The organism is Saccharopolyspora sp. NPDC000995, assembly GCF_053599315.1.
This window is the reverse complement of the sequence record NZ_JBSFLZ010000031.1, coordinates 23,698-44,484: the sequence shown is the minus strand read 5'-3', so window position 1 is coordinate 44,484 and position 20,787 is coordinate 23,698. Positions and strand designations below refer to the sequence as shown.

At 69.6% G+C, this 20,787-nt stretch carries 18 protein-coding genes, 2 pseudogenes and 1 riboswitch; of the genes and pseudogenes, 13 read left to right on the top strand and 7 right to left on the bottom strand.

Features of this window, described 5'->3' with window-relative positions; all coding sequences use genetic code 11:
• Window positions 1-147 precede the first annotated feature (147 nt).
• Genes ACWDKQ_RS13520 through ACWDKQ_RS13505 form a run of 4 tightly spaced genes read left to right on the top strand, consistent with a single transcriptional unit; the run spans window position 148 to window position 5,150 of the window.
• Entirely contained in the window at window positions 148-3,378 is a 3,231-nt protein-coding gene (locus tag ACWDKQ_RS13520) for a nitrate- and nitrite sensing domain-containing protein (RefSeq protein ID WP_450139046.1), read from the top strand.
• A complete protein-coding gene (locus ACWDKQ_RS13515; RefSeq protein WP_450139045.1) occupies window positions 3,375-3,806 on the top strand; it encodes a roadblock/LC7 domain-containing protein in 432 nt (143 codons plus the stop codon). The genes ACWDKQ_RS13520 and ACWDKQ_RS13515 overlap by 4 nt, the downstream gene beginning before the upstream one ends.
• A gap of 32 nt (window positions 3,807-3,838) precedes the next feature.
• Window positions 3,839-4,573 (top strand): DUF742 domain-containing protein, encoded by a 735-nt coding sequence (locus tag ACWDKQ_RS13510; RefSeq protein ID WP_450139044.1) that lies wholly within the window; start codon window positions 3,839-3,841, stop codon window positions 4,571-4,573.
• A complete protein-coding gene (locus ACWDKQ_RS13505; protein WP_450139043.1) occupies window positions 4,554-5,150 on the top strand; it encodes a GTP-binding protein in 597 nt (198 codons plus the stop codon). Before ACWDKQ_RS13510 ends, ACWDKQ_RS13505 begins: the two co-directional genes overlap by 20 nt.
• 340 nt (window positions 5,151-5,490) lie before the next feature.
• Here ACWDKQ_RS13505 and ACWDKQ_RS13500 read toward each other — a convergent pair.
• A pseudogene (locus ACWDKQ_RS13500) lies at window positions 5,491-5,773 on the bottom strand (PPOX class F420-dependent oxidoreductase); the annotation flags it as partial.
• 115 nt (window positions 5,774-5,888) lie between these two features.
• Window positions 5,889-8,144, bottom strand: a complete 2,256-nt coding sequence (locus tag ACWDKQ_RS13495) for a helicase-associated domain-containing protein (protein ID WP_450139063.1) — start codon at window positions 8,142-8,144, stop codon at window positions 5,889-5,891.
• 306 nt (window positions 8,145-8,450) lie between these two features.
• Here ACWDKQ_RS13495 and ACWDKQ_RS13490 point away from each other — a divergent pair, with 306 nt between their 5' ends.
• The 4 genes from ACWDKQ_RS13490 (at window position 8,451) to ACWDKQ_RS13475 (ending at window position 12,229) form a co-directional block, all read left to right on the top strand.
• Complete coding sequence (locus tag ACWDKQ_RS13490) at window positions 8,451-8,636, top strand: hypothetical protein (protein WP_450139042.1); 186 nt, start codon at window positions 8,451-8,453, stop codon at window positions 8,634-8,636.
• A 210-nt stretch (window positions 8,637-8,846) separates the two neighbouring features.
• Window positions 8,847-10,301, top strand: coding sequence for a malic enzyme-like NAD(P)-binding protein (locus ACWDKQ_RS13485; protein ID WP_450139041.1), 1,455 nt, complete (start codon window positions 8,847-8,849; stop codon window positions 10,299-10,301).
• Window positions 10,302-10,439: 138 nt separating this feature from the next.
• Complete coding sequence (gene moaC / locus ACWDKQ_RS13480) at window positions 10,440-10,919, top strand: cyclic pyranopterin monophosphate synthase MoaC (RefSeq protein ID WP_450139040.1); 480 nt, start codon at window positions 10,440-10,442, stop codon at window positions 10,917-10,919.
• A 395-nt stretch (window positions 10,920-11,314) separates the two neighbouring features.
• Window positions 11,315-12,229 carry a molybdenum cofactor biosynthesis protein MoaE gene (locus ACWDKQ_RS13475; protein ID WP_450139039.1) on the top strand — a complete coding sequence of 305 codons (915 nt, stop codon included), beginning with the start codon at window positions 11,315-11,317 and terminating at the stop codon, window positions 12,227-12,229.
• 275 nt (window positions 12,230-12,504) lie between these two features.
• On the opposite strand, the gene ACWDKQ_RS13470 is transcribed toward ACWDKQ_RS13475, so the two are convergent.
• From ACWDKQ_RS13470 to moaA, 3 genes are all read right to left on the bottom strand, one after another.
• Window positions 12,505-13,143 carry a transglycosylase family protein gene (locus tag ACWDKQ_RS13470; RefSeq protein WP_450139038.1) on the bottom strand — a complete coding sequence of 213 codons (639 nt, stop codon included), beginning with the start codon at window positions 13,141-13,143 and terminating at the stop codon, window positions 12,505-12,507.
• A gap of 1 nt (window position 13,144) precedes the next feature.
• A riboswitch (cyclic di-AMP (ydaO/yuaA leader) is annotated at window positions 13,145-13,291 on the bottom strand.
• A 583-nt stretch (window positions 13,292-13,874) separates the two neighbouring features.
• Window positions 13,875-14,168 carry a MoaD/ThiS family protein gene (locus ACWDKQ_RS13465; protein ID WP_450139037.1) on the bottom strand — a complete coding sequence of 98 codons (294 nt, stop codon included), beginning with the start codon at window positions 14,166-14,168 and terminating at the stop codon, window positions 13,875-13,877.
• Window positions 14,169-14,172: 4 nt separating this feature from the next.
• Window positions 14,173-15,222 carry a GTP 3',8-cyclase MoaA gene (gene moaA, locus ACWDKQ_RS13460; protein ID WP_450139036.1) on the bottom strand — a complete coding sequence of 350 codons (1,050 nt, stop codon included), beginning with the start codon at window positions 15,220-15,222 and terminating at the stop codon, window positions 14,173-14,175.
• 190 nt (window positions 15,223-15,412) lie between these two features.
• On the opposite strand from moaA, the gene ACWDKQ_RS13455 reads away from it, so the two are divergent.
• From ACWDKQ_RS13455 to ACWDKQ_RS13435, 5 genes are all read left to right on the top strand, one after another.
• Complete coding sequence (locus ACWDKQ_RS13455) at window positions 15,413-15,814, top strand: TOBE domain-containing protein (RefSeq protein ID WP_450139035.1); 402 nt, start codon at window positions 15,413-15,415, stop codon at window positions 15,812-15,814.
• The gene (gene modA, locus ACWDKQ_RS13450) at window positions 15,811-16,566 is read left to right on the top strand and encodes a molybdate ABC transporter substrate-binding protein (protein WP_450139034.1); all 756 of its coding nucleotides are present in this window, start codon (window positions 15,811-15,813) and stop codon (window positions 16,564-16,566) included. Before ACWDKQ_RS13455 ends, modA begins: the two co-directional genes overlap by 4 nt.
• Before the next feature lie 68 nt (window positions 16,567-16,634).
• The gene (locus tag ACWDKQ_RS13445; RefSeq protein ID WP_450139062.1) at window positions 16,635-17,405 is read left to right on the top strand and encodes an ABC transporter permease; all 771 of its coding nucleotides are present in this window, start codon (window positions 16,635-16,637) and stop codon (window positions 17,403-17,405) included.
• A 41-nt stretch (window positions 17,406-17,446) separates the two neighbouring features.
• Complete coding sequence (locus ACWDKQ_RS13440) at window positions 17,447-18,490, top strand: sulfate/molybdate ABC transporter ATP-binding protein (RefSeq protein ID WP_450139061.1); 1,044 nt, start codon at window positions 17,447-17,449, stop codon at window positions 18,488-18,490.
• Window positions 18,487-19,281, top strand: coding sequence for an HAD-IIA family hydrolase (locus ACWDKQ_RS13435; protein WP_450139033.1), 795 nt, complete (start codon window positions 18,487-18,489; stop codon window positions 19,279-19,281). The genes ACWDKQ_RS13440 and ACWDKQ_RS13435 overlap by 4 nt, the downstream gene beginning before the upstream one ends.
• Before the next feature lie 133 nt (window positions 19,282-19,414).
• Here the strand turns inward: ACWDKQ_RS13435 and ACWDKQ_RS13430 are convergent, their stop codons facing one another.
• Both ACWDKQ_RS13430 and ACWDKQ_RS13425 read right to left on the bottom strand, forming a co-directional pair.
• On the bottom strand, window positions 19,415-19,816 hold the full coding sequence (locus ACWDKQ_RS13430) for a YccF domain-containing protein (RefSeq protein WP_450139032.1): 402 nt from the start codon (window positions 19,814-19,816) through the stop codon (window positions 19,415-19,417).
• Window positions 19,817-19,950: 134 nt separating this feature from the next.
• Window positions 19,951-20,740 (bottom strand): annotated as a pseudogene (locus ACWDKQ_RS13425) (PhzF family phenazine biosynthesis protein).
• Window positions 20,741-20,787 lie beyond the last annotated feature (47 nt).

The window sequence follows — 20,787 nt, the reverse complement described above, 5'->3', positions numbered from 1 at the left end:
GGTCTGCGGGGGCACGGTGCGAGTCGTGGGATCGTCGACCCGCTCGTGGGCACCTGGCGCCGCCGCGTCGGATCGCGGGCACGTTCCCAACACGATGATCAGCACTGCCGCGGCCTGGAGAGGCAACTAGCCGTGGCGGTGTCGCACATGTCCGCCGCAGCGCAGGAAACAGGGATGCTCAACAACGACCCCGCTACCGGAACCGGCGCGGCCACCGAACCGGTTGCCGGTCGGTCCAAGACGTGGTGGCTGCGCAACTGGCGCCTCCGGTACAAGATGGCTGCCGTCCTGCTCGTCCCGACCCTGGCCGCGCTCGGCGTCGGCGGAATCCGGCTCTACGACGGCCTCGCCACCCAGTCGAGGCTGAAAACCATCGTCGAGCAGGTCGAACTCGGCGAGCAGGCCGCGAACCTGACCCACGAGCTGCAGCGCGAACGCGACTTCGCGATCGTCTTCACCACAGCCAACGGCGGCAGCGCGGGCACCGACTACGTCGCGCAGGGCCAGCGGGTCGACGCGGCGGTGCGGCAGCTGCAGGGCTTCGACCATCAGGTCGCGAGCTTCTCGCCGGAGGTCCGCGACGCCTACGAGCGCGCAGTGCACCGCCTCGGCAGCCTCAGCGGCCTGCGCGCCACCATCAACAATCGCTTCACCGGCCCGCAGACACTGGTCGCCTACAACTCGGTGCTCGAAGAGCTGCTGCAGATCAACCGGATGGTCGCCACCTCCGCGGTCAACACGCAGGTAAGCCAGACCGCCCGGGCCGCCGAAGCGCTCGGCCGGGCCAAGGAGCAACTCGCCCAACAGCGCTCGATCCTGCTCAGCGCGGGGATTCTCAACGGTTTCCTCACCGGGCAGGCCGACGCGGTCCGCGCCGCCAACGCGCGCTACGAAGCCGCTTTCACGGAGTTCGAGAACGCCGCCACCCCAGAGCAGCGCGCCCTCTTCGCGGCGCGCGTCGCCGGTGCCGAGGTGGACGATTCGGAGCAGATCGAGCAGACCGCGCTGATCGCGGCAGACCGCAAGGAAGCGGTGCACATCAACCCCCTCGAGTGGGGCACCCAGTCGGGCAAGCGCACCGACCTGGTCCGCTCGGTGGAGGAATCGGTGCTCACCGACTTCCACGACGACGCCCAGGAACTCGCCGACTCCGCCTGGTGGTCGCTGATCCGCGACTCCGCGCTGCTGTTGCTGCTGCTGGTGGTCGCCTTCGGTGTCGCAGCCTACATCGCGCGTTCGATGCTGCGCCCGCTGCGCATCCTCCGCTACGGGGCTCTGGAAATCGCGCAGAAGAGCCTCCCGGAAGCAATCAGCAAGGTCAACGAGAACCCGGGCAGCGCCAACCAGATCACGGTGCAGCCGGTGCCGGTGCACTCCGACGAGGAGATCGGGCAGGTGGCCCGCACCTTCGACGCTGTGCACCAGCAGGCGCTGCGGCTGGCTGCCGAGCAGGCGCTGCTGCGCAACAACGTCAACGACCTGTTCGTCAACCTGGCGCGCCGCAGCCAGACCCTGGTGCAGCGGCAGCTGGCCCTCATCGACCGGCTGGAGCAGGACGAGCAGGACCCCGACCAGCTGAGCAGCTTGTTCGAGCTGGACCACCTGGCTACCCGCATGCGCCGAAACAACGAGAACCTGCTCATCCTCGGCGGCACCGATCTGACCCGCCGGATGATGCGGCCGGTGCCGCTCAACGAGGTCCTCGGCGCGGCCGTGTCCGAAGTGGAGCAGTACGCGCGGGTCGCCGTGGTCGACGCGCCCGACCTGGCCATCCAGGGCCGGGTCGTCAACGACTTCGTGCACCTGGTTGCCGAGCTGCTGGAGAACGCGACGGTCTTCTCCAACCCGGACACCGAGGTCACCGTGCGCACCGCCTACCGCAGGCAGGAACTCGTCATCGAAATCCGGGACCGCGGCGTGGGCATCGACGCCAGCGAGATCGACGAGATCAACGATCGGCTCACCCGGCCACCGGAGATCGACGTCGCCGTGTCCCGCCGGATGGGTCTGTTCGTGGTCGGGCAGTTGGCCCGGCGCCACGACATCCGGGTCGAGCTGCACAACAACGACAACTTGGAAGGCGGCGTCACCGCGACGGTGCACCTGGCCGGCGAGTTCGTCCTCCAGCTGACGCCGGACGGCCCGCGGCCGATGCCCGACGTGCCGCGCGCCGCGCTCGCCGAGGAACGGCGCGAAGCGTACAGCGAGACCGGCACGCACCTCGGCCTGGCCGCGGCGTTCGGCGGTCGCGCCGCCGTGAGCCCCGACCGCGGTGTCGACCAGCCAACCGAGCGCCCACCGCTGCCGTCGAGGGCCGGCATCGAGCAGGCCACCGCGTTCACCCCGCAACCCCAGCAGGAAGAACCGGAACTCGAGGACACCGAGCTGTCGGCCCAGTACTCGGTGACCGTTTCCAGCGGCGATTCGTTCGGCGCCACAGACGTCCCGGAGTGGGAGGATGCGTCGAGGGCGCCCGCGGACGACGAGGTCCGCGCCGAGGAGTGGCCGAGCGAGGAGAACACCGAGAACCGGTTCTCGGAAGAATTCGACGGGCAGTGCGGAGCACCGGGTGACCCCGTCGGATCGGCGGACCTGTTCCGCAGCCCGTTCGAGGCCGAGAAGACTGCCTCGATGGAGTTCCTGGCCGGGCCGGATGAGCCCGCGAACAACGGCTTTGGACTGAATGGATCCGGGTCGGGCGGTGGCCTCTTCGGCACCGCGGACTCCGAGGGCGCCGCTGACAACGGAACCCGGCAGGAGCCGGTGCCGGAGGCCTGGGAGCAAGGGGAAGGCCCGGTTGAGGGCACCGAAGGCCAACCGCCGGCGTTCGCCGACGACGAGCCGAAGGAGGCCTCCTGGGACATGGACGATGCGCCGACGCAACGACTGCCGATCTACGAAGCCGTGCTTTCGCAGTGGTTCCGCGAGTCCGATGTGGACGATGCCCCGGTCGTGCCGGTCACCCCGGCGACCGACGTGCTGATCGAGCCGAGGCGACTGACCGAACAACCGCGCATCCCGGAAGAGCCCGTCGTCGACGAGGTGCCGCGCACCACGACACCGGATCCCGGCTGGGGCGCGGCCGACGACGGCTGGCGGGCCGCCGAGGCGCTGCTGCAGACCCAGCAGATCCAGGAGACTACCGCGGCTGGTCTGCCCAAGCGCGTGCCCAAGACGAACTTGGTGCCCGGCTCGGCCGCCCCGCGCGCCCCCCAGCCCCCCCGCCGCAAGCCCGCTGCCACCCGCTCGGCAGACGCCGTCCGCGGGCGGATGGCGAACTTCCAGCAGGGCGTCACACGGGGTAGGCATTCCAAGGCCGAACCGGTTTCCACTGAACCACCCCGCTCGAATCCGAGCCGTCCCGAGGAGCAGGAGTGAACGGGTCCGTGCAGCAACCGACGAGCAGCAACAGCTTCAGCTGGCTGATCACCGACTTCGTGCGTCGCGTCCCCGGCGTGGCGCACTCGGTCGTGGTCTCCGCCGACGGCCTGCTGCTCGCCGGGTCCCAGGGTTTGCCGCGGGACCGCGCCGAGCAACTGTCCGCGGTGGCCTCCGGGCTGGTCAGCCTCACCCAGGGCGCCGCGCGCTGTTTCGAAGCCGGCGAGGTCACGCAGACCGTCGTGGAGATGGAGCAGGGCTACCTGTTCCTGATGTCCATCAGCGATGGTTCCTGCCTGGCGGTGCTGGCCGCGCCGAACGCCGACATCGGCTTGGTCGCCTACGAGATGACCTTGCTGGTGGAGCGGGTCGGACGACAGCTCACCCCGGAACTGCGGGCGCAGCTGCAGGGCTTGGGGCATCGGTGAGTCCGGCTGGGCAGTGCTGAGGGGAGTTCGCCATGAGCACCGGTTCCGAGCCCAGCTGGGACGGAGACCTGTTCCGCCTCTACAACAAGCGGCTGAGCGCAGAGTCCTGGCAGGACGACTTCGTCGACAACGACGGTTCGGCCGGCCAGGGATCGGAGTCGATGGGCGGCTACGATCGGGCGCTGTTCGGCGGCCCGGGCGCGGACTTGTTCGGCTCCAGCTACAACTCGGTGCCCGAGGTCGCCGCCGGTCCCCGGCCGAACGACAGCGGCCCGCCGTCGGTGTCGATGCCGTCGATCTCGCCTATTTCCCAGTCCATGCCGTCGATCTCGCAGCCGATGCCGCCGATTTCCCAGTCCATGCCGTCGATCTCCGGATCGATGCCGGCGATCCCCAGCGTCGACCAGCAGGAGTCCGACAACCTCGACGGCGGTTCCCTGGTGCGGCCCTACGCCCGCACGCGCGGGCGCACCCGCACCGATTATGATCTTGCTATCGAAACGCTGGTGACCACCAGCGAACGCGGTCGCTCGCAGGCGACCCAGACCAGGGCCGAGCACCGCTCGATCTCCGAGCTGTGCCGGGAGGCCCGCTCGGTGGCCGAGGTGGCCGCGCACCTGCGCCTCCCGCTGGGGGTCGTCCGGGTGCTGATCGGCGACATGGCCGACACCGGTCTGGTTCTGATTCACGACAGTGGCATGGTCGTCGGTGGTCGGCCGTCCATGGAGTTCTTGGAAAGGGTGCTCAGTGGGCTTCGCAGGCTCTGATCCCCGATCGAATGCGGCCGGCCAGAAGACCTCGACGAAGATCGTGGTGGCCGGTGGTTTCGGGGTCGGGAAGACGACTTTCGTCGGCTCGGTTTCCGAGATCGTGCCGTTGACGACCGAGGCGGTCATGACCGAGGCCAGCGTCGGGGTCGACGACCTCAGCGCGACGCCGGACAAAGTCACAACCACGGTCGCGATGGACTTCGGCCGGGTCTCGCTGGCTTCGGACCTGATCCTGTACCTGTTCGGCACCCCGGGCCAGCACCGGTTCTGGTTCATGTGGGACGACCTGGTGCGGGGCGCGATCGGCGCGGTGGTGCTGGTCGACACCCGGCGGCTGGCGGACGCGTTCGCCTCGATCGACTTCTTCGACGACCGGGGCCTGCCGTACATCATCGCGGTTAACACCTTCGACGGCGTGTTGCACCACAGCCAGGAGGACATCCGCGAGGCGCTGACCATCTCCGCCTCGGTTCCGATGATCACGGTGGACGCCCGGAACCGCGAGTCCACCAAGCAGGCCCTGATCGCCCTGGTGGAACACGCAATGCGCCAACGCATGGCCACGGCGCATTGAGGTCGGATTTCCAGGCCCCTTTGTAGCGGTGTAGGTGCACCCTGCCCTGACCCCGGCCGCGGTGGCCCACGGCGGCCGGTCCCCGGATTCCAGCGCTGCCTTGCGTTTCTCGGCAAAACTGCGGAAGCAAGGTTCCCGCCGTTGGATGCCGGCGAGCGTTTCTCGGGGGTATGAGGCTTGTTCGGGACCTCGTTCAGCCTGGAGCTCCTGCTGGCGGCCCCCACGGGAGCGATCCAGCGCTGCCTCTAAAACGGGTGGCGGCCAACGGCCTGTTCGCTTCGGTAGGCGGCGCGAACGGATGCTCCGTTCGCTTCAACCAGTGCTCGCGGGCCGCGCGGCTTCAGCGGATGTTGGCGCCGTACACGCGGTCGACCGCCAGTGCTATCAGCACCCTTCGGTCGGGCACGATCACCGACCGGTACTCGTCCCAGTCCGGGCGCTCCCCGGCGGCCATTCGGTAGTACTCCACCAACGCCTCGACTTCGAAGGCCGCGGGGATCGGTTCCCGGGCCGGTGAGCGTCACCGTGCCCTCGGCCGTGGCCCACGCCCAGCCGTCGGAGCTGGTGACTTCCAGCGCGGCCTGCGGATCCCGGCGCAGGTTCGCCGTCTTGGCCAGGCCCTCGCGGATGCGAGTTTTGCCGGGTTGCTGCAGCTGCCCAACAGACTCACCGCCCCGGACCTGCGGTGGCGCTGAAAACCGTGGTGCAGCCGGGGATTCATTTGCGGGTGCCGGGCGGTCAGTCCTCGACGAGTGCGACGGACATGATCCGGTGCAGCGGGAAGTTGCCCAGCTCCTCGCTGCTGGTGTCGAAGCCCTGCAGGATTCCGCCGCCGACGCTCACCGGACGCACCACGCGCTGGCTCCGCACTCCGTGCGTGTCGACGAACCCCAGCCACACGCTCCGGCGCTGCCGCGCCGCGTCGCGCAGCAGCTGCAGTGTCGCCTCGGCGCTCGGCCGCCCGCGCTCGGGGCTCACGGCGCTGCCGCGCCGCGCCGCCCCGGCCCGGTCGCCGGCTCGCAGCTGCGCTACGAGCTCGCCGAGCTGCTCCGGGCTCGGCGCGGTGATTGCCACCGGCTGCGCCGGGCGACTTCTGCCGCGCACTCGCCGACCGCTCTCCCGGAGGTCGAGCACGTTGCCATCGGGGCCTTCGGCCACCGGGGCGAATCCGGCGACGCGGAGGACGGCGACGACGTCGGCCAGTGGTAGGGGGCTGACCAGAACGGTTGGGGCGATGCGGCGCAGTTCGAGTTCTTCGCTCTCGGGTTTGGCCAGGATTTCGGCCAGCAGCAGCGGATCGTCGCAGCGCAGGAAGGCTGCGGCGGTGCCCGCGCGGAGCCGTCCGTGGCGGCGGGCGACGTCGTCGATGAGGTAGGTCAGCGACTGCGGGATCGGGGTGCGGGAGCGGGTGCGCAACAGCGAGTGCAGGTCGTCGGCGGTGTGGCCGGCGTCGAGCGCGCGTCGGATGCTGCCTTCGCTGATCCGGTAAACCGTTGCGCTGCCTGCGGATTCGACGTCCGCGACGAGTTTCATCTCGCTGGCGAGGTCGGGTCCGAGGCGGCCAGGCGCGACGACGGTGAGGTCGGCCTGCACCAGGACGTGGTCCAGTGGTTCGGGGAGCGCGTCGGCGAGTTGCCGGGCCGCTTCGGCGGCGCCGTCGACGAGCAGGACGCGTCCGGCGGTGGTCAGCGCGTGCAGCGCGACGACGCCGAGGGCGGTTGCCTCGACGAGGGTCCATCGCACCAGGTCGTCGCGCAGCCGTCCGCCGCGGCGCGGGGCGCGCCAGCCGAGCACGGCGGCGACGTCGTCGGGCCGTGCGCCGTGTCCGCCCGGCAGTTCGTCTAGGTAGTCGAGGATGCGGCGGCGGTCCTTCGGCGCGAGCGGTCGGCGCAGGTCTTCGGACAGCGGGTTGAGCAGCCGGTCCTTCTCGTCGCGGGCGCCGATGAGGCCCGGGAGCCGGGTCAGGTCCAGCCAGGCATGGGCCAGGGTCGCCCAGCGCTGCTCGGGCGGGGAGGCCAGCCAGGTGTCGGACTGGATGGTGGGCACCCACTGGGGGTCCGAGCCCTCGCTGTTGGCGAGGAGGTTGGCCGCGACCGCGACCTCCACGAGAAGGCCCAGTCGGTTCTCGTCGATTTCGATGGTCTTGGCGGTGCGGCGCAGGTCGCGCACGCCGACGCCGCCGGAGCGCAGCACGTCCGGTGGTTCCTCGCCCCAGGCGGCGAGCAGCCCTTCGACGTGCCGCAGCAGCTCCAGCGCCGCGCCGCCACCAGTCTTGTCTACATTGGACTGCCCGGTGCCAGTGGTCAGGTCCGGGATCGGCTCTTCGGGCTCCACCTGGCCCATCGGGTGGTCGCCGCGCACGGCCAACGCGAGCTGGCGCGGCAGCTCGACGGTCTCGGCATCGCGCCGCAGCAGCAGCCCCTTGGCGAGCAGCCGTTGCACCGGGTTGGCCGCCTGCTCCAGCGGGACCTGCTTGGCGGCGTCCTTGGTGCGGCCGATCGGCGCGCCTTCGGCGAGCTTGCCGACCAACCGCCGCTCCTCCTCGTCGAGGTCGGCCAGCGCGGCCTTCGCTGCCGCCTCGGTGAGGTGCTCGGCGGGGCGCCCGAGCCCGGCGGGGAAGGTCGGGAGAGCCTCCCGCGCCGCCGTGGACACCGATAGCTCGGCGTCCTCGCCCCAGGCCAGCGCGAGGTCGCGCAGCTGCGTAACGGATCGGCGGACGCGTTCGACCGTGACGTCGCGGCCGAGAAGCCTGGCGACGGCGTCCAACGGCACCGGGGCGACGTCGGAGTCGAGCAGCACCAGCGCCTCGAGCGTGGCGTGAGCGAAGGAATCTAGGTCCTCGCAGGCCCGTGTGACAGACGAGCGCACTCCGACGCGCGTCGCGAGCACCGAGTGGTCGGCCGGCGGTGGGGTCGCGAGGTCGGGTCGCGCGCGCAGCAGGGCGACGAGCTGTTCGTCGCTGCGTGCCCGCAGCCAATCCGCCAGTGATGACATCCTCTCCACGATACCCAGCAGCCGCGCTGCGCCGACGTTCTCCGCCCCCGCCTGGTGAGAGATGCGTCGCACCGGATCGAGGTCCGCGCGTCGGTCCTAATGCCGCGGTTACGGACCTTGATCGGCCTATTGACCAGCATGCGCTCGCAGCCCACTATCCAGGCCGCCTCAATACCCGATACCCTCCATACCCGATCAACGTTGCTTGGTGCCGCACTAGTTGCGCTGCGCACCTTTGGGTGAGGTCCGGGCCCGGATCCGGCAAACTGGAAGTGCACCGTAGCCGGAATGCACAGGAGGAACGACGTGGCCGGCAAGACCAAAAAGGACCGCATTGACCCGTCTTGGCCGAAGGCCTCGGACGGCGATCACCCGGTAAGCGAGTTCCTGGCCGACAAGCAGGGCGCGTTGTCGCCGTTCGGGGACACTGCCTTCCCGCTCGGGCAGGACGCCGTTGCCTACGTCCACCCGGTCACCCGAATCAACAAGTGACCCTCCTGTCAAGGGGAACCGGTCGGTAACGGGACCGGACGTCGCTCACAGTCGGGAAAGTTTTAGGCTTTTTCGTGCTGGGTGAAGTTCTGGTCGCTTAGCGGGTCCGAAGGGCTTGCATCCCGGATGGCGATCTGCTCTGGCGGCCCGCGGGCCGCCGGGTACCGCACCCGCCAAGTCCATAGCCGATCAGCTCGACAGGGGTGTGCCATGCCGGTTCCAGGCCCGGGTTATTCGATCACCGTTCGCGTCGAGGCCCCGCCGTCGACGACCGCTGCGGGTGACCTGACGAGCGCGATCGGTCGTGCGGGCGGCGTCATCACGGCGTTCGACGTCGTCGAGTCGCACGCCGACCGCATCGTCGTCGACATCACCTGCAACGCGCTGTCGGCCGACCACGCCAACGACCTCGCCGAGGTTCTCGGCGCCCTGCCCGGCGTCCGGGTGCGCAAGATCTCCGACCGGACCTTCCTGGTGCACCTCGGCGGCAAGATCGAGGTCAACTCGCGGGTCGCGCTCAACAACCGCGACGACCTCTCCCGCGCGTACACCCCTGGCGTGGCCCGGGTGTGCACCGCTATCGCGGACAACCCCGAGGACGCCCGCCGGCTGACCATCAAGCGCAACGCGGTCGCGGTGGTCACCGACGGTTCCGCCGTGCTCGGGCTGGGCAACATCGGCCCGGAGGCCGCGTTGCCAGTCATGGAGGGCAAGGCCGCGCTGTTCAAGAAGTTCGCCGGCGTCAACGCCTGGCCGGTCTGCCTGGACACCCAGGACACCGAGGAGATCATCCGCGCCGTCGAGCTGATCGCCCCGGTCTACGGCGGCATCAACCTGGAGGACATCGCAGCCCCGCGTTGCTTCGAGATCGAGGCTCGGCTGCGGGAGAAGCTGAGCATCCCGGTCTTCCACGACGACCAGCACGGCACCGCGATCGTGGTGCTTGGCGCGCTGCGCAACGCGCTGCGCGTGGTGAACAAGGACATCACCGACTGCCGCATCGTGGTGTGCGGCGTCGGCGCCGCCGGTTCGGCCATTATCCGCCTGCTGCAGCACAAGAAACCGGCCGACATCATCGCCGTCGACATCAACGGCATCGTCCACGCCGGTCGCGGCGACAGCGACCCGAACCTGCGGTCCATCGGCGCGTCCACCAACAAGGACGGCCGCAGCGGCACGCTGTCCGACGCGGTCCGCGAGGCGGACGTGTTCATCGGCGTGTCCGCGCCGAACCTGCTCAGCTCGGACGATGTGGCGTCCATGAACTCCGACGCGATCGTGTTCGCGCTCGCCAACCCCGACCCGGAGATCGACCCGCTGGAGGCGCAGAAGCACGCCACCATCGTCGCGACCGGACGCAGCGATTACCCGAACCAGATCAACAACGTGCTGGCCTTCCCGGGCGTATTCCGCGGTCTGCTGGACGCGCACGCGCACAAGATCACCGACGAGATGATGCTGGCGGCGTCGAACGCGATCGCCGACGTCGTGGACGGGGAGCGGATCAACGCGTCGTTCATCGTGCCGAGCGTGTTCGACTCCGCGGTGGCCCCGGCGGTCGCGGAAGCGGTGAAGAAGGCCGCGATCGCGTCGAAGGAGGGCGACCCGGCTTCGCAGGGCGGCTCCTCCCTGCCCTGGTCCATGGTCGAGGACATCGAGTATTGATCGAACGGGGGCCGTGAGTTTCTTGGGCAGCTGTGGCGACCAAAAAGACTCACGGCCGGCGTGAACAGCCCGAACGCGCAGTCCGGGAAGCCGTGCCGCGGTGATTTCCGCAACCCCCGGCAGGTCTAGGCTCGGGGCATGGCGCAGGATGAGCTCACGCATGTCGACGAGGCGGGCGCGGCTCGCATGGTCGACGTCTCCGGAAAGCAGCCCACCGCCCGCACCGCTGTCGCCAGCGGCGTGGTGCGCACGACTGCCGAGGTGATCGCCCTGCTGCGCCGCGACGGGCTGCCGAAGGGCGACGCGATCGCCACCGCCCGGATCGCCGGGATCATGGCCGCGAAGCGGACCCCGGACCTGATCCCGCTGTGCCACCCGATCGCGATCTCCGGCGCCAAGGTCGAACTCGTGCTCGGCGAGGCCGAGGTGCGGATCTCCGCGACGGTGAAGACCACCGACCGCACCGGCGTCGAGATGGAGGCGCTGACCGCGGTCGCCGGGGCGGGGCTGACGCTGCACGACATGATCAAGGCCGTCGACCCGGCCGCCGTGCTCGACGCAGTCCAGGTGGAGCGCAAGGAGGGCGGCAAGACCGGCACCTGGACCCGCGACGCCTGATCCAGGTATCCGCGATTTCCATTGCGCGTTTCCAGCCTCTTCTTGCGTTGCGGTGCGGGTAGCGGAACCTCGGCGGCCTTCTCGACTCCGAGCTCCCGGACTTGCATGACCGCGGCGTCCGGCCTGTCCTCGCGAGAAGGCCGCCGAGAACCCGTGGCGGTGCATGCCGCGAGGGTGGGCTATGTGCCTTCGGAGCATGCGACGACCTCGCGTCGTGGGACTCCAGGTGTCGCGGCTGCGAAGCCGCCAGGATGAAAAAAACTCAAGTGAAATTGCGGAGCGGCGCCGGTGCCGCCTACTGCGGACCGGGCGGGGTTGAGGCGGTGCCGGCCGGTCGCGGAGGATGGCACCTGCGGCGGCCAATCGGATGGGCGCGAAACACACGGGAGGTCTCCATGACGAGGACAGCGCGAGTGATCGCCGCGTCCAACCGCGCCGCGGCCGGCGTATACCCCGACCGCACCGGTCCGGTGATCGTCGATTGGCTGCGCGGGCGCGGCTACGAGACCCCCGACCCCGTCGTGGCGCCCGACGGCGACCCGGTGGGGGAGGAGCTGCGCCGCGCGGTCGCCGACGGCGCGGACGTCGTGATCACCACCGGCGGCACCGGCATCAGCCCGACCGACCGCACACCCGAGGTCACGGCGGCGGTGCTCGACTACCCGATCCCGGGGCTGGCCGAGGCGATCCGCTCGGCAGGCCTGCCGGAGGTCCCGACGGCGGTGCTTTCCCGTGGGCTGGCCGGGGTCAGCGGCCGAACGTTGATCGTGAACCTGCCGGGCTCGCGCGGCGGCGTCAAGGACGGGCTCGGCGTGCTGGACGGAGTCCTGGAGCACGCCGTCGACCAGCTGCACGGCGGCGACCACGCGGTGCCGAACCGCGTGGTCGCGGACGTCCTGCGGGCCGATGTGACCGATCAGGTGATCGACATCGAGGACCTGGCCCGCTCGGTGGAGCACAGCGCGGCAGGCGCAGTGGTGACCTTCGGCGGGGTGGTCCGCAACCACGACGGCGGGCGCGGCGTACGCGAGCTCGAATACGTCGGGCACCCCAGCGCATCCGACGTGATCGCCGAGGTCGCGCAGGACATCGCGGCCCGGTTCGAGGGGGTTCACGTTATCGCGGTGTCGCATCGCATCGGCCTGCTCAAGATCGGCGATGTGGCGCTCGGATGCGCGGTGGCGGCGGAACACCGCAGGCAGGCGTTCAGCGCCTGCTCGGAGCTGGTCGACGAGGTGAAGCGGCGCCTGCCGATCTGGAAGCGCCAGGTCTTCGACGACAACACCGAAGAATGGGTCAACTGCCCGTAATCACATTTTCAGAACTCATCTGACCAATACGCGGCGCCGGCGCGGTCCGTCGCGGCAGGCGGTGAGTTGAGCCGAGCTCACGGAACGGTCCTTGGATTCTCCCGGAGCAGGCGGCTTCTGACGTTCCGCCGCCCGCACCGCAAAGGAGCGACCCGGGAATGCCGGAACCCCCGCCGCCGGGGGTTTGCGGTGGGGGTTCCGAGAGGTGCGGAGCACGTGCCGTGTCGGGGGTACGACACGTACTCCTCGCCGACCGGACTGGCCGGTCGACCAGATCATTTGATGTCGAGCTGCTGACCGGGGAAGATCAGGTCCGGGTCGCTGATGATGTTCGAGTTGCGCTTGGCGATTTCCTGGAAGGTGACGCCGAACTTCTCGCCGATCGCGCTCAGGGTGTCGCCGATCTTGACCGTGTAGTCCGCGCCGCTGATCTTCACCGCCGGCTTGGGGGTGGCCGTTTGGGGCTTGACCTTGGTCTCGGTCTGCTTCGGCGTGGTGGTCTTGACGGGCGTGGTGGTCTTGACGCTGACCTGTGTGCCGCCGGTGGTCCAGTTGAGCTTGGCGGTGCAGCCGGGCCACGCGTTGGGGCCCTGCGCGGCGAGGACCTTCTCGGCGACGGCGATCTGCTGCTCGCGGGTCGCCTGGTGGGCGCTGCCGGCGTACTGGGTGCCGCCGAAGGCCGTCCAGGTCGACGCGCTGAACTGGAGTCCGCCGTAGTAGCCGTTGCCGGTGTTGATGCTCCAGTTGCCGCTGCTCTCGCACTGGGCAAGCCTGTCCCAGTTCGGGGCGTACGCCGCGTTGGCTGGGGCTGCGATCGCGATCGGGGTGGCGACCACAGCGCCGGCGACGGCGACGCGGGCGATGGTGCGGCCGGTATTCGAAGGTTTCCGGTGCTTGCCGTTGTAGCGAGCCATGTTCCTCTCTCCTGCCGCGCCTGCGAGGTGAGCTGTCGGGTTCGGGCTGAGAGGCAGCCCGGCCGGCTCGGGGGGAACCGGCTTCACCCCTAGGGCTTCGGGGAGCCCGGGTGTTGGGTCCCCCGCCCCTGTCCGGTGTTCTTCGTTTCGGGGTCTGAAGCCCGCCGGACAGGGTTCGGCGCTGCGAGCTTCCGTTCCTTGCTGATCGGTTCGGGGCCGACCGAGGAGCGACTCTACGTAACCAAGACGGAGATCGGAAACCTGAGATCATGTGACGCTGATCACAGTAACAGTGGGGGTAGGTGCTTCGATCCGGGATATTTGCGCTGATCAGAGCGTCGTTATCAAGTCGTTTCCGGGACGATATCGATCACCGACAGTGAGTCGTGGGTCACCTCGTTGCCTCCTCCGGGCAACGCTCGTCGCAGTGGTTCACGGCGCCGTCGGCTTCTCTCCGCTCTCGCCCGGGCGTGCCGGGACACAGTCGAGACGATCGCGAGGGGGGTTCGTATCGGTGCGCAGGGTAGTGATCTATGTCGCTAGATCAGGGACTGTTAAGGCTGTCGAAGGACGCGGCTGTGGAATCAAGATCGACATGGTTCAGAGCGATATCAAAATGTCACCTGAGTGAGTGTGCACGACACGCCGACGCATGTTGTATTCGCGTGCGCGCGCACGCCCGCGCGCGCAGTAATGTTCAGTGTCGGTCCGCAAGGACTCGGAGGTCCGGTTCAGCCGCCCGCGAACGGCGGGAGGACGTCCAGCGTCGCGTCGTCGAAGACCTCGACGGTGCGGTCTCGGACGGCGACGCCGTCGAGCAGGAAGCTGCACGCCGGCAGCACATTCGACAGCTTCTCGTCGTGCAAGTTCAGCGCGGCGGCGATGACGTCCGCAGCGGTCACCGCGGCACCGTCCGGCCGCGCGACGCGCACCGTTTCCTCCGGGACACCGGCGGCCGCGCGGGCGCCTGCGAAGTACCTCACCTGCACCGCGACGGTCCTGGCCTGGTCCGGCAGCGCCGTCATCCGCTCAACCTCCGATAGCGCTCATCGGCCGGGCCGGCTGGGCGAACTCGCCCGAGTCCATGCCGTGCCCCGCGGCCTTCGCCCACATCGTCTCCTGCCACAACCGGATCAGTTCGGTGTCGTCCGCCCCGGCGCGCATCGGCCCGCGCAAGTCCGTCTCGGTCGTCGAGAACAGGCACGAGCGCAACTGGCCGTCGGCGGTCAGCCGGGTCCGGTCGCACGCCGAACAGAACGGCCTGGTCACCGAGGCGATCACGCCGACCGTGGCTGGCCCGCCGTCTACCAGCCAGCGCTCAGCGGGGGCCGAGCCCCGTTCGGCGACGTCCGGAGTGAGGTCGAACTCGGCGCTGAGCCGGTCCAGGATCTCCTCGGCGGTGATCATCTGCTCGCGGTCCCAGTCGTGCTGGGGGTCGAGCGGCATCTGCTCGATGAACCGCAGTTGGTAGCCACGTTCGATGCAGAACCGCAGCAGGTCGCAGGCCTCGTGATCGTTGATCCCACGCATCAGCACCGCGTTGACCTTGACCGGTTCCAGCCGCATCGTCTTCGCCGCGGCGAGCCCGGCGAGCACGTCGTCGAGGCGGTCGCGGCGGGTGAGCCGCTTGAACACGTCGCGGTCGAGGGTGTCCAGTGAGACGTTGACCCGGTTCAGCCCGGCCCGCACCAGGGGTTCGGCGTAGCCGCCGAGATTGATCCCGTTGGTGGTCAGCGATGTTTTCGGGTGGCCGGGCAGGACAGAGGTCGCCGCGATGATGTCCACCAGGTCCTGCCGCAGCAGCGGCTCGCCACCGGTGAAGCGCACCGTGTTGACGCCGAGTTCCTCGACGGCGATGCGGATCAGCCGGTTCATCTCGTCGGTGTCGAGCAACTCCGCGCGCTTCAACCACGGCAAGCCCTCGGCGGGCATGCAGTAGGTGCAGCGCAGGTTGCACTTGTCGATCAAGGAGACGCGCAAATCGGTGGCCACGCGACCGAACCTGTCCACCAGTTGGGGCGTGTCCGGACGTGCGGACATATCGATCGTGCGGCGCACGAGCGGGATTCCTAAGTCCACCGCGGTCACCCCACGACCCTAGCGCGTAGCGGCGGGGTATTTCGACGCGCGAGCGGTTTTGTGCGGATCCGCCTAGCAGTTCGACGGGGAAGCTGACGCGGCCAGAGGAAGGCACAAACCCAGCGCAAGATCCTGATCAGCGGTCATATTCCCTGGTTTTTCCCGCATCTGCGGAAGTATTGTTTCGGCTGTGCCGCACTATCGGATTTCTGAGGCCGCCGGGCTGCTCGGCGTCAGCGACGACACGGTGCGCCGGTGGATCGAGGGCGGGCAGCTGCCCTCGAATCGGGACTCCGCCGGTCGGCGCACCGTCGACGGCGCCGCGCTCGCCGAGTTCGCCCGTGCCCAGGCGCGCTCGACGCCGGATCCCTCCGGCATCGGCCGCTCGGCGCGGAACCGGTTCGTCGGGCTGGTCACCGAGGTGGTCTCGGACCGGGTCATGTCGCAGGTGGAGATCCAGTGCGGCCCGCACCGGATCGTCTCGCTGATGAGCACCGAGGCGGTGCACGAGCTCGGGTTGGTGCCCGGGGCGCTGGCGGTTGCCGTGGTCAAGTCGACCAACGTCGTGGTGGAAACACCGGGAGAGGGATGATGGCGAAGCTCAGGATGATCGTCGGTGCGCTGGTTGCGCTCGTGCTGCTGGCCGGGTGCGGGCAGGCCGGGCAGCAGTCCCAGCCGCAGCGCATGGTGACAGTGCTCGCTGCGGCATCCCTCACCGAGTCCTTCGACGAGCTCGGCACGCGGTTCACGCAGCAGCACCCCGATGTGCGGGTGCAGTTCGACTACCAGGGCTCGTCGACGCTGGCCGAGCAGATCAGCCAGGGTCGCGCCGCGGACGTTTTCGCCTCGGCGGACACGAAGAACATGGACAAGGTGCGCGACCTGGTCGGCCAGCCGGAAACGTTCGCGACGAACCAGTTGACGATCGTGGTCCCGCCGGGCAACCCGGCCCACATCGCCTCGCTCGCCGATCTCGCCGCGCCCGGCCGGACCGTCGTGGTCTGCGCGCCGCAGGTGCCGTGCGGCTCGGCCACGCAGAAGGTGGCGCAGGCTTCCGGCGTGCGGCTGAACCCGGCCAGCGAGGAGAACGACGTGAAGTCGGTGCTGCAGAAGGTCGTTGCGGGGGAGGCGGATGCCGGGCTCGTGTACGTCACCGACACGAAGGCGGCCGGGGCCCAGGTGCAGGCGGTTGACTTCCCGGAGGCGCAGCAGGCGGTCAACACCTATCCGATCGCGACGATCGGGGCCGCGCCGGAGAAGCAGCTGGCCGCGGAGTTCATGGCGTTCGTGCGCGGTCCGGTCGGCCGCGAGGTCCTCGGCCAGCACGGTTTCGGTACCCCGTGACCAGGCGATCACCGCAATTTCAATGGAAATCGGACCTTAGATTTCCTTTGAAATTGCCGACGACCCAGGTGCCGGTGGTGCTTTGGGTGCCTGCGGTGCTCGCGCTGGCGCTCGTGGTCCTGCCGGTCCTGGGGCTGCTGCCCCGCGTCGACCCGGCACGCCTGCCGGCGCTACTGCTCAGCCCCGCCGCGCTCGACGCCCTGCGGCTGTCGATGATCACCGGGCTGATCTCCACCGGGCTGTCCCTGGTGCTGGGCGGACCGCTGGCGCTGGTGCTGGCGCGGTCCCGGATGCGCGGACTGCGCGTGTTGCGGGCGTTCGTGCTGTTGCCGCTGGTGCTTCCGCCGGTCGTCGGCGGCCTCGCGCTGCTTTACCTGCTGGGGCGCACCGGCCCGCTCGGGCATTTGCTCGACACCGTGGGCATCCGCCTGCCGTACACGACGGCGGCCGTGGTGCTGGCGCAGACGTTCGTCGCGATGCCTTTCCTCGTGATCGGTCTGGAAGGCGCGCTGCGGACCGCGGGCGGGCGCTACGAGCAGGTCGCCGCGACGCTCGGCGCCAGGCCCTGGTTGACGTTCCGGCGGGTCACCGTGCCGCTGCTGCTGCCCGCGCTGGGGTCGAGTCTGGTGCTGACCTTCGCACGGGCGTTGGGGGAGTTCGGTGCGACGATCACCTTCGCCGGTAGTTTGCAGGGCACCACCCGGACCCTGCCGCTTGCCATCTACAACACGGCTCCCTCCGATGTGGACGCTGCGGTGGCGATGTCGTTGCTGCTGGTGGTGGTCGCGTTGCTGGTCATCGTGGTGGCCCGGCCCAAGGCGGTGGAAGGACGGCTGTGAGCGGATTGCGGGCCGACATCGAGTTCCGGCGCGCCGATTTCATGCTGCGCGCGGAGTTCGTGGTGGCGCCCGGCGAGGTCCTCGCCGTGCTCGGGCCGAACGGGGCGGGCAAGTCCACGCTGCTGTCCGTGCTGGCAGGGCAGCTGGTGCCGCATCGGGGGCAGGTCGAGCTGGACGGCGCGTCGTGGCTGGACACCGAGCGCGGGATCAACGTGCCGACGCACCGCCGGGGCGTCGGGCTGCTCGCGCAGAACGCCCTGTTGTTCCCGAACCTCACGGCCCTGGAGAACGTAGCCTTCGGCCCGCGCGCGGCTGGCGTCCGCAAAGCGGAGGCCCGGGAGCTCGCCGGCCGCTGGCTGTCTGAAATGGATGTTTCGGGCCTAGCGGCGCGCAAGCCGGGGCAGCTATCGGGCGGTCAGGCGCAGCGCGTGGCGCTGGCCCGGGCGCTGGCGGCCAACCCGCAGCTGCTGCTGCTCGACGAGCCGTTGGCGGCGCTCGACGTCGACGCGGCCCCAGCCATGCGCGGGCTGCTGCACCAAGTGCTGCGCCGGCAGGAGAAACCGACCGTGTTGGTCACCCACGACGTGCTGGACGCGGTTGTGCTGGCTGACCGGCTGCTTGTGCTACTCGACGGCTGCATCGTCGAGCAGGGCCCGACCCGCGAGGTGCTGGCCCGGCCGAAGGAGGCCTTCACGGCGCGGGTGGCCGGGCTCAACCTGGTGCCCGGGGTGGCCGCGGCGGACGGCATCTCGTTCGTGGACGGCGCGATCAGCGGCCGGATCGCCGAGGCGCTGGAGCAGGGCGAATCCGCCGCTGCGGTGTTCGCACCGTCGGCCGTCGCCGTGCACCGCGAGCGACCGAACGGCAGCCCGCGCAACGCGATCCCGGTGCGGTTGGCGGCGCTCGAACCGCGCGGCGACGTCGTTCGGGTGCGCGGCGTGGCGCGGGACTGCTCGTTGGCCGCCGACGTGACCCCAGCGGCCGTCGCCGATCTGCGGCTCACCCCGGACGACGAGGTCTGGTTCGTGGTGAAGGCCGCCGAAGTAGCCATCCACCCCACCTCCGGTGGATCATCGGGGGCGTGACTGAGCGATCCCCCTGGACGTACCTGATGGACATGGACGGCGTGCTCGTGCACGAAGAGCACATGGTGCCGGGCGCGGACACCTTCCTAACGGCCCTGCGCGACAACGACATCCCGTTCATGGTCTTCACCAACAACTCGATCTACACCCCGCGTGACCTGCGCGCCCGCCTGCAGCGAACCGGGCTCGACGTCCCCGAGGGTGCGATCTGGACCTCCGCGCTGGCGACCGCGCAGTTCCTGGAGAAGCAGCGGCCCGGCGGCTCGGCCTACGTGGTCGGCGAGTCGGGGCTGACCACCGCGCTGCACAACATCGGCTACGTGCTGACTGACCGCGATCCGGACTACGTCATCCTCGGCGAAACCCGCACCTACAGCTTCGAGGCGATCACCAAGGCGATCCGGCTGGTCGAGGCGGGCTCGCGGTTCATCGCCACCAACCCCGATGAGAAGGGGCCGAGCCGGGAGGGCACGCTGCCTGCCACCGGTGCCGTCGCCGCGCTGATCGAGCGGGTGACCGGCCGCGCGCCCTACTACGTGGGCAAGCCGAACCCGCTCATGATGCGGTCGGCGCTGCGCCACCTGGGCGTGCATTCGGAGAGCACCCTGATGATCGGGGACCGGATGGACACCGACGTCCGCTCCGGGCTGGAGTCTGGTCTGCAGACGATCCTGGTGCTGTCCGGGATTTCCAACGAGAACACCGCGGAGCTGTTCCCGTACCGGCCGACGAAGGTGGTCAACTCGATTGCCGACCTCACCGGCCACGTCCTGGACCCGTTCAAGGCCTGAGGCGGCGGGCACCCGCGGCCTCAGCGGACGCGGGTGCCCGGTCCATGATCACCCGCATACCCGAGTCGCCGGCCCGCCGCTGACGTTCGTGGGACTGCGCCCGGATGGTCGGGGGACGTCCATGCGCCGGACGTCACCGGACGCGCATGAACGCGTACGGATCGTCGGCGTCGACGATGCGCTTGCCCAGCGGCATCAGCGAGACGGGCACGAGCTTGAAGTTCGCGATGCCCAGCGGGATGCCGATGATCGTGACGCAGAGGGCGAGGCCGGTGAAGATGTGCCCGAGCGCCAGCCACCAGCCGGCCAGCAACAGCCAGATGATGTTGCCGATGGCGGCGAACGCACCCGAGGCCGGCTCGTCCACCAGCCGCCGGCCGAACGGCCACAGCGCGAAGTTGGCCATCCGGAAGGACGCGATGGCGAACGGGATGCCGATGATGGTGATCGCCAGCAGGACCCCGGCGAACGCGTAGCCCACCGCCATCCAGAACCCGCACAGCACCAACCAGATGATGTTCAGCAACAACCGCATGCCTATACGGTGCCAGCCCGGCGCCCGCCCCGCCGAACCCCTGTGCCACCCGCACCGCCACCAGGACGAGTCTGGAAGCAGCCCCGATGGCAGCCCAAGGTGCTCAAGCCCTTGACCAGGTGCAACGGTGCGGTTCAGGCGAGGAGTTCGCCGCGTAGGACCGTGACGGCCCGGCCTCGGAGTCCGACGCGGTGCCCGCGCAGGGCCATCTCGACGATGCCGCCACGCCGGGATGCCTGCTCGCCGACGAACGTCGTGTCGTGCTCGTCGCGCCCGAGCTGCACCGCCCACCAGTTCGCCAGCAGGCAGTGCGCCGAACCGGTTACCGGGTCCTCCGGGATGCCGACCTGCGGGGAGAACACGCGGCTGACGAAGTCGATTCCGGGCCTGTCGCCGGGCGCGGTGACGATCACCCCGGCCGACTGGATTTCCGCCAACGCCTCGAAATCCGGCCGCACCGCGCGGACTTCGGCGGCGGACGCGGCGAGCGTGAGCACCTTGGTCTCGCCCTGAGCGGCCTCTTCGATGGTGATGCCGGGCAGCCCGGCGGCAAGCGCCTCGGGTGGCTCCACCGGCTCGGCGCGGTCGACGGGGAAGTCCATCTCGATCCAGCCGTCGGCCTGCGCGGTACAGGTGAGCACTCCGCTGCGGGTGTCGAAGCGCTGGTCGCCGCCGAGCACGTGCGCGGTGGCGAGGGTGGCGTGCCCGCACAGCGGCACCTCGGTTATGGGGGTGAACCAGCGCAGCGGTTTCGGCTCGTCGCCCGGCCCACCGACCACGGCGAACGCGGTCTCGGAGTGCTGCAGCTCGGCGGCGACCGCCTGCATCCACTCGACCTCGGCAGGAGCGTCCAACGGAAACGACCCCGGCGGGGTTTCCGGAGAACGCGCTGTCGGTAAAGGAGTCCACGACGAAGGCACGCACATTTGAACCCTATGCAACCGCATGCGGCGTCGTCATCTCGTCTGCCC

Coding starts and splice junctions, on each gene's coding strand:
- ACWDKQ_RS13520 (WP_450139046.1), top strand. CDS start 148: ATGTCCGCCGCAGCGCAGGAAACAGGGATGCTCAACAACGACCCCGCT.
- ACWDKQ_RS13510 (WP_450139044.1), top strand. CDS start 3,839: ATGAGCACCGGTTCCGAGCCCAGCTGGGACGGAGACCTGTTCCGCCTC.
- ACWDKQ_RS13495 (WP_450139063.1), bottom strand. CDS start 8,144: ATGTCATCACTGGCGGATTGGCTGCGGGCACGCAGCGACGAACAGCTC.
- ACWDKQ_RS13485 (WP_450139041.1), top strand. CDS start 8,847: ATGCCGGTTCCAGGCCCGGGTTATTCGATCACCGTTCGCGTCGAGGCC.
- moaC (WP_450139040.1), top strand. CDS start 10,440: ATGGCGCAGGATGAGCTCACGCATGTCGACGAGGCGGGCGCGGCTCGC.
- ACWDKQ_RS13475 (WP_450139039.1), top strand. CDS start 11,315: ATGACGAGGACAGCGCGAGTGATCGCCGCGTCCAACCGCGCCGCGGCC.
- ACWDKQ_RS13470 (WP_450139038.1), bottom strand. CDS start 13,143: ATGGCTCGCTACAACGGCAAGCACCGGAAACCTTCGAATACCGGCCGC.
- ACWDKQ_RS13465 (WP_450139037.1), bottom strand. CDS start 14,168: ATGACGGCGCTGCCGGACCAGGCCAGGACCGTCGCGGTGCAGGTGAGG.
- modA (WP_450139034.1), top strand. CDS start 15,811: ATGATGGCGAAGCTCAGGATGATCGTCGGTGCGCTGGTTGCGCTCGTG.
- ACWDKQ_RS13440 (WP_450139061.1), top strand. CDS start 17,447: ATGCTGCGCGCGGAGTTCGTGGTGGCGCCCGGCGAGGTCCTCGCCGTG.
- ACWDKQ_RS13430 (WP_450139032.1), bottom strand. CDS start 19,816: ATGCGGTTGTTGCTGAACATCATCTGGTTGGTGCTGTGCGGGTTCTGG.